At 57.9% G+C, this 12873-nt stretch carries 10 protein-coding genes; 6 read left to right on the forward strand and 4 right to left on the reverse strand.

Annotation, left to right across the window (positions count from 1 at the left end):
- Positions 1 to 63: 63 nt before the first annotated feature.
- From Z948_RS0112310 to Z948_RS0112335, 6 genes are all read left to right on the forward strand, one after another.
- A complete protein-coding gene (locus tag Z948_RS0112310) occupies positions 64 to 1479 on the forward strand; it encodes a YcjX family GTP-binding protein (protein WP_025059865.1) in 1416 nt (471 codons plus the stop codon).
- Complete coding sequence (locus tag Z948_RS0112315) at positions 1476 to 1925, forward strand: GNAT family N-acetyltransferase (RefSeq protein ID WP_025059866.1); 450 nt, start codon at positions 1476 to 1478, stop codon at positions 1923 to 1925. Before Z948_RS0112310 ends, Z948_RS0112315 begins: the two co-directional genes overlap by 4 nt.
- Complete coding sequence (locus tag Z948_RS0112320; protein WP_025059867.1) at positions 1925 to 2938, forward strand: YcjF family protein; 1014 nt, start codon at positions 1925 to 1927, stop codon at positions 2936 to 2938. The genes Z948_RS0112315 and Z948_RS0112320 overlap by 1 nt, the downstream gene beginning before the upstream one ends.
- A gap of 80 nt (positions 2939 to 3018) precedes the next feature.
- Positions 3019 to 5886, forward strand: coding sequence for a DUF2339 domain-containing protein (locus Z948_RS0112325; protein WP_025059868.1), 2868 nt, complete (start codon positions 3019 to 3021; stop codon positions 5884 to 5886).
- Positions 5887 to 6048: 162 nt separating this feature from the next.
- A complete protein-coding gene (gene ileS / locus Z948_RS0112330) occupies positions 6049 to 8988 on the forward strand; it encodes an isoleucine--tRNA ligase (protein ID WP_025059869.1) in 2940 nt (979 codons plus the stop codon).
- A 45-nt stretch (positions 8989 to 9033) separates the two neighbouring features.
- A complete protein-coding gene (locus tag Z948_RS0112335) occupies positions 9034 to 9489 on the forward strand; it encodes a methylated-DNA--[protein]-cysteine S-methyltransferase (RefSeq protein ID WP_025059870.1) in 456 nt (151 codons plus the stop codon).
- On the opposite strand, the gene Z948_RS0112340 is transcribed toward Z948_RS0112335, so the two are convergent.
- The 4 genes from Z948_RS0112340 to fsa all read right to left on the reverse strand — a co-directional run bounded on the left by Z948_RS0112340 (position 9486) and on the right by fsa (position 12791).
- Positions 9486 to 10184, reverse strand: coding sequence for a CDP-alcohol phosphatidyltransferase family protein (locus Z948_RS0112340; protein WP_025059871.1), 699 nt, complete (start codon positions 10182 to 10184; stop codon positions 9486 to 9488). The genes Z948_RS0112335 and Z948_RS0112340 overlap by 4 nt on opposite strands.
- Before the next feature lie 44 nt (positions 10185 to 10228).
- Positions 10229 to 11167, reverse strand: a complete 939-nt coding sequence (locus tag Z948_RS0112345) for a tyrosine recombinase XerC (RefSeq protein WP_025059872.1) — start codon at positions 11165 to 11167, stop codon at positions 10229 to 10231.
- Positions 11164 to 11871 carry a DUF484 family protein gene (locus tag Z948_RS0112350; RefSeq protein ID WP_025059873.1) on the reverse strand — a complete coding sequence of 236 codons (708 nt, stop codon included), beginning with the start codon at positions 11869 to 11871 and terminating at the stop codon, positions 11164 to 11166. Before Z948_RS0112350 ends, Z948_RS0112345 begins: the two co-directional genes overlap by 4 nt.
- A 266-nt stretch (positions 11872 to 12137) precedes the next feature.
- A complete protein-coding gene (gene fsa / locus Z948_RS0112360; protein ID WP_025059874.1) occupies positions 12138 to 12791 on the reverse strand; it encodes a fructose-6-phosphate aldolase in 654 nt (217 codons plus the stop codon).
- Positions 12792 to 12873: the final 82 nt, after the last annotated feature.

Below are 12873 nucleotides of genomic sequence, written 5' to 3' on the forward strand. Positions count from 1 at the left end.
TGACCTGTGGCAATCCCTGCTAAACGGTCCTATGTATAAGGCTGCAAAGAGGGCAGAGCGCGCGTGGTCATTTCTCAAATAGCTGACGGCATATGGCGGCAGGTCGAAGCCGTCCAAGATACGGTTTCAGAAACCTTCTTCGAGCCGGTGATCCGGCTTGGGGTTACGGGGTTGGCGCGTTCTGGAAAAACGGTGTTTATCACCTCACTGGTCGCCAATCTGATCGATCGCGGGCGAATGCCCGGATTGGTCGCGGCTGGCGAAGGCCGGATCGAGGCCGCATTTCTACAGCCCCAGCCTGACGACACGATACCGCGGTTCGAATATGAGGCGCATCTGGGGGCTTTGACGGCTCAATCCCCCAATTGGCCCGACAGCACCCGCGCGGTTTCCGAATTGAGGCTCAGCTTGCGCGTGCGGCCAAAGGGGCTTTTGTCTGGTCTGCAAGGGCCGCGCACCATTCATCTGGATATTGTTGACTACCCGGGGGAATGGCTGCTGGATCTTGGGCTGTTGGATGTCACCTATGACGCGTGGAGCGCGCAGACGCTGGAGCGGATCGCCAAACGGACGCAAGCCCAAGCGTATTTAGAGAGGATCAGCACCGTTGAGCCAGATGCCCAACTAGACGAACCGCTGGCAAAGGAGCTGGCTGCGGCATTTGCCGCCTATCTGACCCAAGCGCGCAGCGACGGGTTTTCCGATTGCACGCCGGGGCGGTTCCTATTGCCGGGGGATTTGGCGGGCTCACCCGTTCTGACCTTTGCACCACTTCCTGCACAGGGCAGCGATGGGCGCAAAAGCCTTCGCCGTGAAATGGCGCGACGGTTTGAGGCCTATAAACGCGAAGTGGTAAAGCCGTTCTTTCGGGATCACTTTGCCCGTATCGACCGCCAAGTTGTGCTGGTCGATGCGCTGGGCGCTATCAACGCAGGGCCACCCGCGGTCGAGGATTTGCGCGCAGCGATGAGTGAAACACTTGGTGCATTCCGCCCGGGGCGAAACGGCTTTCTCAGCAATCTTCTGGGCGCAAAGCGGGTTGAGAAAATCCTGTTTGCGGCGACCAAGGCGGACCACCTGCACCACAGCCAGCACGCCCAGCTTACCTCGATCATGGAAGCGTTGACCCGTGAGGCCCGCGAACGGGCGCGCTTTGCAGGGGCCGATACGCAGGCATTGGCGATTGCGTCGCTACGCGCCACCACCGAAGACACGATGAGCCACGAAGGGGCCGCATTGGACGTCGTTCGCGGCACATTGTTGGAAAATGGTAAGGAAGCAGCCTTTTACCCGGGTGAATTGCCCCAAGATCCATCGCATTTGTTAAACCCTGCGCGGTCGGGTGCGGACAGGTGGCTAGATGCGGATTACCAAATTATGCGCTTTGCGCCAGCCCCACTTACCTTGCGCCCCGGAGACGGGCCACCCCACATACGGTTGGACCGCGCAGCAGAATTTTTAATCGGAGATAGATTATGAGCGTCGTCATGATCCGCCCCGCACGCACGCTGGATGCGGGAAAACTTGCAGATATTATGAGCGAGGCAAACAGCCGCCTTACGTGGTTGCCTAAGCTGTATAGCGGCGCCGAGGAAATCATGCTGATCGGTGACATGATCGAGGCAGGATGGGTGCGCACCGCCTATCTGGACGAAGAGCTGGCAGGTTTTATTGCCCGCAAAGGCACTGAAATCCACGCCCTATACTTGCGCCCGCACCTGCAAGGGCGCGGGGTGGCGCGCAAACTGATCGTGGATGCGCAGCGAAACGCCAAAAAGCTGGGCTTGTGGAGCTATGAAGAGAACGAGCGCGCCTCGCGGTTCTATGGTAAAGCTGGATTTGCGGAGGTCAGCCGCACGGATGGCTCGGGAAATGATGCCAGACTACCTGATATCCGTTTTGAGTGGTTAAGGGAGGCCGTGTAATGGCCAAAGGCCCAGTTCTATTTGATCTGGAGGACGCTACGGCCAAGCGCCCGTCGGTGGCCGACGCGCCTCCGGTGCAGGATATAGTGGAAACGGGCGCGCCACAGGGGCAGGCGATGCAGATCGCCGCACGGCTGGCTGCGCGCAAACCATCCCGATTGACCCGCCTGTTCTGGGCCTTGGCTGTTGCTTTGATCGGGGCGCTTGTTTCTATCGCTGCGTGGAGCTTTATCACCGATTTGCTGGCGCGCTATCCGCTGTTGGGTATCGCGATGAGCGTGCTTTTGGCTGCGTTCCTTTTGGTTTTGGCGTTGGTTGGCCTGCGCGAATTAGCAGCCTTTGGCCGTTTGGGCCGGATTGACGGCTTGCGCCATAGGGCCACGCAGGCGTTAGCCCATGAGGATTTGGCACAGGCACGGCAAGTCACGGACCGTTTGGTTGGGCTGTATAAAGGGCGCGAGGATACCCGTTGGGGGCGGGATCGGCTGGCCGAGTTGCGGGGGGATCAATTGGATGCCGCTGGGTTGTTAGCGGTGGCTGAGGCCGAGGTTCTCGGCCCTTTGGATAAGGCCGCGCAGCGCGAGGTCGAGGCCGCTGCACGGCAGGTCGCCACCGTCACTGCATTGGTGCCACTGGCGCTTGCGGATGTCGCTGCGGCCCTCACGTCAAACCTGCGAATGATCCGGCGCATCGCCGAGATCTACGGCGGGCGTTCGGGCTTTTTCGGGAGCTGGCGATTGACCCGCGCGGTGCTGTCCCATCTGGTTGCCACAGGCGCGGTTGCTGTCGGTGATGACATGTTGGAGCCTATTTTGGGCGGCTCATTATTGGGCAAGCTGAGCCGCCGTTTCGGTGAAGGTTTGGTGAACGGCGCCCTGACCGCACGTGTTGGGGTTGCGGCGATCGAAGTGTGCCGCCCCTTGCCATTTACGACTGAGGCACGCCCCAAAATACGCGCCATAATAGCGCAAAGCCTTGGCGGGTTATTTGGTAAGAACGACGGCGAAGGCTAGGGAATTCCTTACTTTTATCTTCCTGCGTTGGAGGCTAGGCTGTCGTTGAAGTAGAAATTTTGACGGCAGGGTGAGCTGACATGGATGGTATTATTGCGACCGTAGTGATTATTGCTCTGGCGATCCCGATTGCCATTATCTCGCTGATTGTAGGGCATGGTAATCTGCGAAAAAGGATTTCGGATTCTGAATTTGAAATCAAAAAGTTACAATCCAAACTTAATGCGTTAGATGAACTTTATCGCAGGCAGAAATCGCCTAAGCCCTCTGAGGCGCAAGCGGTTGATGGTGAACCCGCACAAGAAGCGGACAAGCCGCAAGAGGAATTGCAAGCGGAAGAGGCTGTGACCCTTGCAGAGGCCGCACCGGAAAAAGTGATAAAGGCGAAAGACCCCGTCACAAGTTCCGTTCCGAAAGTGCCGCCTGCGATTAAGACGCCGAAGGTGGCCGAAACGCCAACTGCTTTCGATCAGACGATGGGGCGGTTTGGCGCGTGGTTGCAGCAGAATTGGTTCTACGCTGTCTCGGCTGCATCGCTGGCATTGGCTGGCATTTTTCTGGTGCAATACGGAATGGAAAACGGGTTGCTTCCCCCCAAGGCGCGGGTGGCGGCGGGGCTTGCCTTTGGTGCTGCGTTGATCGGCGTGGGGGAATTCATCCGCCGCCGCTTTGGCGATGATGTTCAGTCAACCACTGCTTATCTCCCATCGGTGTTTTCCGGCGCGGGGATTGTCACCCTGTTTGGGGCGATCCTGTCGGCGCGGATGCTGTATGATTTGATCGGCGGCGGTGCGTCGATGGTGGGCATGGTTGCTGTTGCGCTTTTGGCTGTTGTGCTGGGCTGGTTGCACGGGCCGCTGTTGGTGGCGGTTGGTGTGATCGGAGCCTATGGCGCGCCCTTCATGTTGGCTGACTCGCAGGCAGATGCCAGCCCGCTGTTCGGCTACTTCGCCGTTGTTGCTGCCCTTGGGCTAGCAGTTGATACGATCCGTCGTTGGGGGTGGATTTCGGCGCTCACGCTGATGTTGGCCTATGGGATGGGTTTCCTGATTGTGCTGGGCGGTTCCGCCGCGCAGTGGAGCGGCCAGCTGTATTTTGCCATTTTGCCGATGCTTGCGATCCTCATTCCTGCGCGTAGCCTGTCGCCAGATCACGCGGGGCCACCTGCCGTGCTGGGCCTATTGGACCGTGCGACATTGGGGGCGAAAGATCGCGGCGTTGCTTGGCCTTCCTTCCCAACGCTGTTGGCCTTCACCAGCGTTGCGGCAAGTTGTTTTATCTTGTTGACGATATGGAAAACGGGCGAGGCCGAGTTATGGCTGAGCATGGGCCTGTTGGCGGTCATGGGTGTTTTGCTGATTTCGTGGTCTGACAAAGCCCCCGCATTGCAAGACGCGGCGCTGTTGCCTCCCATTGCTTTGCTGCTGTCTGTCTTTGCGCAGTCCGAAAACGCGAGCGAGACCTACAGGAATTTCCTGCGGACCTATAGCGAAAACCCAGAGGCGGATTTCCCTTGGGTGATTACCATTCTGGTTGCAATCGGAGTTGGGATTTCCATCCTTGGGCTATGGCGCGCACTGCGGGGAGGGCAATTTGCTGTCCCTTGGGCGGCTTTCGCTTGTGTCTATGCACCAGCGATGGCGATTGTTCTGGAGATGGGCTGGCAGCCGGCGGATGTGATTGGGGCCTATCCGTGGGCGCTGCATGCGGCAGCTTTGGCCGCAACGATGTCGCTGTTTGCTGAACGTTTGGCGCGTCGCGACGCAGAGCAGCGATTGCGGGTTAGCTTTGCCATGATGTCTGCACTGTCGTGTATGTCGTTTGCCTTTGTGATTGTGCTCAGCTCGGTTGCGCTGACGGTCGCCTTGGCGGTCACTGTGGTTGCGGCGGCGGCGTTGGATCGGTTGTGGAAACTGCCGACGCTGGGGATTTATATTGCGGTGGGTGTCGTGACTGTCGGGTACCGGCTGGTTGTTGATCCTGGTTTGCGTTTCGGGATCGACGGCCCTTTGCCAAGCGTCTTGTTGGCTTATGGCGGATCGCTGGCGGCCTTTTTGGCGGCGCTTTGGCTGTTGCGGCCTCTGGTTCGGCCAACGGCGCAGGTCATGCTGGATTCGGCGGTGTGGTCTACTGCGGGGTTGACGATCAGCTTGCTTTTGCTGCGCTGGATCGAAAACGCCATCGGGGTCTCTTATATGGATACGCATTGGAGCTTTGGCCTGCACGCGGCGATCTGGATGGGTCTGGCGCTGGCTCAGGTTCAGCGAGCGGATGCGGGGACGTCCAAAATCTTAACGAAATTGCGTTGGGGCTTGGCCGCGCTCTTTGGGGTGTTCGGCGGTGGGGCATTGTTTGCGGCGCTGACGGCTGGGAACCCGCTGTTGAACAAGTCCCTCCCAAATCAGGTGTTTGGCCCTGTTCTGGTGAATACGCTTGCTGCGGCTTATCTGGTGCCTGCTGCTGTTTTGCTGCTGGGCGCATGGCGTTTGACGCAAATTGACAGGCGTCTGCGGGTGGCTTTTGCCACCATAGGCGGCAGTGTTGCGGTGATCTGGGCACTGATGGTCATTCGCCACTTCTGGCAGGGGGGGCTATCAATGAGCCTGCGCTATGGCATCTCTCAGCCTGAACAATACACCTATACCATCGTGTTGTTGGTCGCGGGTGCGGGGCTGTTTTATCAATCCCTCGCGCGCCGCTCGCCTATGCTGCGCAAGGCGGGGCTGGTTGTGATTGGCCTTGCCGTGGCCAAAGTGTTCCTGATCGATATCTCAGACCTAGATGGGCTGACGCGGATCTTCTCGCTTTTGGTTTTGGGGCTGTCGCTGGCTGGGTTGGCGTGGCTCAACCGCTGGGCACAGGAACGCGACCGCGAAGAGGGGGGCGCGCCTCCACCTCCTTCACCGCCTGCATTACCTGATGAGGATCAAGACTCGCTTGCTCCTTAGGGGGCAGGTGCCTATAAGCCTGTTCAAGATGACAACACGTTTGATCATACAGCGAATTACTTCCCCGGCGCTCAGCCAGTTCTGAGCCGCCGGGCCAAGGTGTTTGAGCCGCTCGCACCGCCCCCATATCCCTGACATATCCGACTAAAAAGGACGCCCGACATGTGCGCCGAGACCCCAGAATATAAAACCACATTGAACTTGCCCAAAACCGATTTTCCCATGCGCGCTGGCCTGCCCAAGCGCGAGCCAGTGTGGCTGGAACGTTGGGAAAAGATGGGCGTGTATAACCAGCTGCGCGAAAAGGCCAAAGCGGCGCCGCGCAAACCCTTTACGCTGCATGACGGCCCGCCCTATGCCAACGGCCATTTGCATATCGGTCATGCGCTGAACAAAACCATCAAAGACATGATCGTGCGCAGCCACCAGATGATGGGCAATGACGCGCGCTATATCCCTGGTTGGGACTGCCACGGCCTGCCGATCGAATGGAAGATCGAAGAGCAGTACCGCAAGAAAGGCCGCGACAAGGATCAAGTGCCGATCAACGAATTCCGCGCCGAATGCCGCAGCTTTGCTGCGGGTTGGGTTGATATCCAGCGCGAAGAGTTCAAACGCCTAGGCGTTCAGGGTAACTGGGAAAAACCCTATTTGACGATGGATTTCCACGCCGAACGTGTGATCGCCGAAGAATTCATGAAGTTCCTGACCAATGGCACGCTGTATCAGGGGTCCAAGCCTGTCATGTGGTCACCTGTTGAGCAAACCGCATTGGCCGAGGCCGAGGTTGAGTACCACGACAAAGACAGCTTTACGATCTGGGTAAAGTTCGATGTTGTCGGGGCTGCGGATCTGGAAGGGGCACAGGTTGTCATCTGGACGACGACTCCTTGGACGATCCCGTCCAACAAGGCGGTCGTTTACGGCGCTGGCATTTCCTATGGCCTATACGAAGTCACAGGTACGCCGGATGAATGCTGGTTGAACGTGGGTGATCGTTACCTGCTGGCCGATAATCTGGCCGCTGATGTTATGGGCCGTGGCCGTCTGGAAGAAGATCAGTGGACGCGCGTTCGTGACGTAACCAATGAAGAGCTCGAAACCATCAGCCTCAAGCACCCGTTCAACGGTGTCGAAGGCGGTGAAGGCGAATGGGACGACATCCGCGATTTCCGTGCGGCCGAGTTTGTCACCGACACCGAAGGTACGGGCTTTGTGCATTGCGCGCCGTCCCACGGCCTAGAGGAATATGACCTCTACCGCGAGCTGGGGATGTTGGAGCAGGTGATCACCTATAACGTGAACCCTGATGGCCGCTACCGCGATGACCTGCCGTTCTTTGGTGGCAAGGCGATCCTCAAGCCCAACGGCAAAGAGGGCAACGCCAACGCTGCCGTGATCGACAAGCTGGTTGAGGTCGGCGGGTTGCTGGCGCGTGGCAAGATCAAACACAGCTACCCGCACAGCTGGCGTTCCAAAGCGCCGGTGATCTATCGCAACACGCCGCAGTGGTTTGCCGCGATCGACCGCCCTGTGGGTGACGGGCAGGACACGTTTGGCAAGACCATCCGCGAACGCGCCCTGACCGAGATCGACAACGTGAAATGGACACCTAAATCAGGCCGCAACCGCCTGCATGCTATGATGGAGGCACGCCCCGACTGGGTGCTGTCGCGCCAGCGCGCATGGGGCGTGCCGCTGACCTGCTTTACCTTGAAGGGCAAGCTGCCAACGGATGCCGAATTCCTGCTGCGCAACGACGCGGTGAACAAACGTATCGTTGAGGCGTTTGAAGCTGAAGGTGCGGATGCATGGTATGAAGAGGGCGCCAAGGAACGTTTCCTCGGCGGTATCGTGAACCCTGATGATTATGATCAGGTCATGGATATCCTTGATGTGTGGTTTGATTCCGGTTCGACCCACGCCTTTACCCTGCGTGACCGCGAAGACGGGTCTGACGATGGTATCGCTGATGTTTATATGGAAGGCACCGACCAACACCGCGGTTGGTTCCACTCGTCCTTGCTGCAATCATGTGGCACCTATGGGCGTGCGCCGTATCGCAATGTGGTTACACATGGCTTCACCTTGGATGCCAAGGGCATGAAGATGTCCAAATCCATCGGGAATACAATCGTTCCAGAAAAGATCATCCAACAATACGGTGCGGATATCCTGCGTCTTTGGGTGGCTCAGACTGATTACACCAGCGACCAGCGGATCGGTGATGAAATCCTGAAAGGCACCGCAGACAGCTATCGCCGCCTGCGTAACACCATGCGCTATATGTTGGGCTCGCTGCCTGACTTTGACGCGTCCAAAGCGGTTGCCGCCGAAGACATGCCCGAGCTGGAGCGCCTGATCCTGCATAAACTATCCCTGCTGGATGAGGTTGTGCGCGACGGATATGCGCGGTTTGACTTCCAAGGGGTGTTCCGCGCGATCTTTGATTTCGCCACGCTTGATCTGTCATCGTTCTATTTCGATATCCGCAAGGATGCGCTTTATTGTGATGGCGACACGCTGCGCCGTCTCAGCGCGCTGACGGTTCTGGATCACCTCTATAGCCGCCTGACCACTTGGCTGGCGCCGATCCTGCCGTTCACCATGGAAGAGGTCTGGCTGCAGCGTAACGGCGAGGACACGTCGGTCCATCTGATCGACTTTCCTGAAACGCCTAGCACGTGGCGCGACGATGCGCTTGCCGCGCGGGCCGAGACCGTGCGCGCGGTGCGCCGCGTGGTGACTGGCTGCTTGGAAGAGCAACGCACAGCCAAGGTGATCGGCTCGTCCCTAGAGGCCGCGCCGGTGGTCTATCTGAACGCTGAACTGGCCGCGATCATCACTGATCCCGAAACCTTTGCCGATCTGTGCATCACCAGCCAGATCAAACTGGTTGAGGGCGAAGGGCCAGCGGATGCCTTTACATTGGATGATGTGAAAGGTGTGAGCGTTGTGTTCGCCAAGGCCGAAGGCCAGAAATGCGCCCGTTCGTGGAAGATCCTGCCAGACGTTGGCACATACAGCTTCCCGGGCGTGAGCAAACGCTGTGACGAGGCGCTGCGCGAAAAAGGGTTTAACCCCTCAGATTTCGCAGTCTGAATAAATTGATTGAGCATGGCCCCCACGTGGGCCATGCTCCTGCGCATGAATACATGCACTGTCCCCACACAATTCGGCGATTTGATCCTGTTCGAGCAGGAAGGCTTTATCACCAAGCTCGACTGGGGCGTTGCTGTGCGTGAAGATACCAGTGACGGTCTAAGCGAGGCGCGCCGCCAACTGCGTGCCTATGATGCACGTGAGTTGGAGGCGTTTGACCTGCCATTGCGTGTTGAAGGATCTGATTTTCAACGCGCTGTTTGCGCGGCCATGTCGGCGATCCCTTTTGGTTTCACCTGCACCTATGGGGATATCGCCAAACAGCTAGGCGCCCCTGCCCAAGCTGTGGGAGGGGCCTGTGGGGGCAATCCGATCCCCGTGATTATCCCCTGCCACCGTGTGATGGGGGCAAAGGGGCTGACAGGGTTTTCAGGGGCAGGGGGCGTCGAGACAAAGGTCGCCTTGCTGCGCCATGAGGGCGCAGGCGGTTTCCTGATTTAGATATCGCGACCATCAAACAGGATTTGCTGCACGATGCCTGCAAACAGCAGGTAGGTCGAGGTTACAACCAAGCCCCATGCGGCCCAGCTTTCGGGATGGAAATTCACCCATGCGGCCCAACCCGCAAAAAACGTCCATGCCAATGCCATGGGCAATGTGACCATGCGCCAGCGTTCCGTTCGGACGGGGTGCACAAATTTCAGCGGCAGGAACATGGTCACGGATAAAAAGGCGACCAGAACAAGGCTGATGTACCATGGGATGTTCAACGCAAAGATGACCAGCACCAGCATGTTCCAGCACCCTGGAAATCCGGAAAAGGAATAATCTTTTGTTTTCATGCGTGTATCGCAAAAATACATGGCGCTGGCGAAGGTGACGATGATCAGGGCCAGCCAGCCGCTCCACCCGTCCATGAGGCCGGATTTAAACAGGGCAAAGGCGGGAATGAAAACATAGGTGAGATAATCGATGATCAGGTCCAGCAACACGCCGTCAAACTCGGGGGCGTTGGTTTTTACATCATATTTGCGCGCCAGAGGGCCATCGATCCCGTCCACAAAAAACGCGACCACCAACCACAGGAACATCATGTCGTATTTGGCGTCCACAGCGGCCAGCAGGGCCAGCATCGCAAAAACCGCGCCAGAGGCGGTCAGCAAATGAACGGAGAGTGCTTTTTGTCGAATGGTCATGGTTTTCTCTCACAATTCAGAAAGCTAGGGCATAAAGAAGCGCTTTATGCACGTGGATGGGCGCGTTTGTAAACGTCCATCAGGCGTACAGTATCCACAGCGGTGTAAGCTTGGGTTGTCGATAGCGACGCGTGCCCTAGCAGCTCTTGGATCGCGCGCAAATCGCCGCCTGCATCTAGCAGGTGGGTGGCAAAGCTGTGGCGCATCGCATGAGGGGTCGCCGTGGCAGGCAGGCCAAGCTGCATTCGCGCGTTTGCCATCACCTTTTGGATCGCCCCTGCCGATAGCGCACCACCGCGCACACCGCGAAACAGGGCTGTGTCGTCTTGTTGGGCATAGGGGCAGGCGCGCAGATAGGCGTTCACGGCGTCTTGGGCTGCTGGCAGAACGGGCACAACCCGTTCTTTGCCGCCTTTCCCAAGAATGCGTAGAACATCGGGCAGGGGGGCGTCGGCTCCGCGCAGGGCCAAAGCCTCGGAAATGCGCAGCCCGCAGCCCCATAGCAAGGTCAGTACAGCAACATCGCGCGACGCGACCCATGGTTCGCTGGCGCTGGTCTGGACGCAGTCGATCAATTCACGGGCGGCATCAACGGCAAGGGGGCGGGGTAGCTTTTTGGTGAACTTGGGGGCGCGGGTTGCCAAAACGGCTGTGGGTTCAAAACCTTCACGCTCGGCCAGCCAACGGTAGAAGGCTTTTACAGCGGATAGTTTGCGCGCAAGGCTGCGTGGGCCTACGTCATTGCCGCGGGTCGAGGCCATCCATGCCCGCATATCGCTAACCGTGATCTTGGACAGGGCGCCCAGACCATGAGGCTGCCCGTGGTGGATGCTCATGAATGCCAAAAATTCAACCACATCGCCGCGATAGGCCGTAATGGTGTTTTCAGCCGCCCCTTTCAGGGCGCGCTGATGATCCAGCCATGTTTGCAGGGCATCCCGCGCAGCAGGAGAAATAGCAAGGGTATCGGGTGTTTCGCTCAAGACAGCCAGCGGCGCATGGTCCGCTCAAACACACCTGTAAAGAACGCCAGTAGGTCGGTCCCCTGCTGAGGGCCGAACATATGCGGGTCTTCGGCACCCATAACCAACATGCCAGGCAAGCGTCCCGCGCCAAAATCTAGTTTGAGGCAAGCCTCGGAGCGGATCCATTCGGCGTTGGGGCCATAGATGTTTTCGGAGGCATCCTGAACCGAACGCAGGGTCACTTGGCGCACGGCGCCACCACGGCCTTGGCTTAGGTAGGTGTCGATGAACCCGGGTTCTGAAACGCTCAGGACTTCGCCAAGGCGCTGCACGGCAGGGTCGTTGTCGTTTTGGACGGATTCGAGAACCAGCTTGACCGCGTCAACGCGCAGGATTTCAGCAACTTCGCCGCCCAAATCGCGCAGGAATGTCTCAAACTCGAGCGGATCAAGCATCCGCAGGATGGCGCGGTGGATCTGGTTGGTGCCAGCAAGGTTTTCATAGGCTGCTGCAATCACGCTGCGGTGGGTGTCTTCGAGACGGTCAAGGCGTGTCTCAAGGCGCTCCATCGCGATGCCGCGCAGATCGACGATATTACCGCCCATCGCCTTTTCATTGGCCGCAATCAGGGCCTGCATGACATCGTTGTCATCCAGAATCACATCGGGTTGCGAAATGATCACTTCACGAAGGGAGTCTTCTATTTTTGGGCTGCTGCTCATGCTGCTCTCATCTTGTTTTCAAGTTCTATAGCACGGCAGTTTTTGGTTTTCTGCTCTTTTTTCGTTAACGCGTCGATAATCGTGCCATAATTATCAATACAGGGGAGGGTGAGTGGCGCATTCCCCTGACTTGCCTGACCAGATTTCCCTAGGGTCAGCTTATGGAAAACCAGCAATCAAATGTGCCAACGCCGATCTTTCCACTGACCCCTGAGGAATTGCGCGCGCTGCTCGGCAAAAGGCCGTAACACCGCGCGCGATCGTTTTTACAGGATGTTCTGGCCGGTTTTGGCCCAGTCCTTCATGAATTGATCCAGACCTTTGTCTGTCAGCGGGTGTGTGGCCAGCTTGCGGATCACCTCTGGTGGGGCGGTCATGACATCTGCGCCAACCAGCGCACATTCACGCACATGGCCGACCGAACGGATAGAGGCGGCAAGGATCTGCGTGTCAAAGCCGTAGTTGTCATAGATGGTGCGGATGTCTTCGATCAGGTCCATGCCGTCAAGATCGATATCATCAAGGCGACCGATGAAAGGCGAGATGAACGTCGCGCCCGCTTTTGCGGCCAGTAGCGCCTGATTTGCAGAGAAGCACAGGGTCACGTTGACCATTTTGCCTTCGCTTGACAGAACCTTACAGGCTTTTAGGCCATCCCATGTCAGCGGCAGTTTTACGGTGATGTTTTCGGCGATCTCGGCCAGTTTGCGGCCCTCGGCGATCATCGCGTCAGCTTGCGTTGCGACAACCTCGGCGGAAACAGGGCCGGAAACGATGTCACAGATTTCTTTGGTGACTTCTAGAATGTCGCGGCCTGATTTCAGGATCAGGGAAGGGTTGGTTGTCACCCCGTCCACCATGCCTAGGTCGTTCAGCTCGGCGATGTCTTTGATTTCGGCGGTATCTACAAAAAATTTCATATCTGGTCCTTCACGGTTGGAATGGGGCGCAGGGCGGTTATGTTGGGCGAACGCGTCGGCCCATGTCTTGTGTCGCTGATAG

It is taken from the genome of Sulfitobacter donghicola DSW-25 = KCTC 12864 = JCM 14565, assembly GCF_000622405.1.
In the GTDB taxonomy this organism is placed as follows: domain Bacteria; phylum Pseudomonadota; class Alphaproteobacteria; order Rhodobacterales; family Rhodobacteraceae; genus Sulfitobacter; species Sulfitobacter donghicola.

Excerpts from the sequence above, each read along its gene's own strand:
- fsa (WP_025059874.1), bottom strand. The coding sequence starts at position 12,791 with ATGAAATTTTTTGTAGATACCGCCGAAATCAAAGACATCGCCGAGCTG.
- Z948_RS0112325 (WP_025059868.1), top strand. The coding sequence starts at position 3,019 with ATGGATGGTATTATTGCGACCGTAGTGATTATTGCTCTGGCGATCCCG.
- Z948_RS0112340 (WP_025059871.1), bottom strand. The coding sequence starts at position 10,184 with ATGACCATTCGACAAAAAGCACTCTCCGTTCATTTGCTGACCGCCTCT.
- Z948_RS0112350 (WP_025059873.1), bottom strand. The coding sequence starts at position 11,871 with ATGAGCAGCAGCCCAAAAATAGAAGACTCCCTTCGTGAAGTGATCATT.
- Z948_RS0112335 (WP_025059870.1), top strand. The coding sequence starts at position 9,034 with ATGAATACATGCACTGTCCCCACACAATTCGGCGATTTGATCCTGTTC.
- Z948_RS0112320 (WP_025059867.1), top strand. The coding sequence starts at position 1,925 with ATGGCCAAAGGCCCAGTTCTATTTGATCTGGAGGACGCTACGGCCAAG.
- ileS (WP_025059869.1), top strand. The coding sequence starts at position 6,049 with ATGTGCGCCGAGACCCCAGAATATAAAACCACATTGAACTTGCCCAAA.
- Z948_RS0112315 (WP_025059866.1), top strand. The coding sequence starts at position 1,476 with ATGAGCGTCGTCATGATCCGCCCCGCACGCACGCTGGATGCGGGAAAA.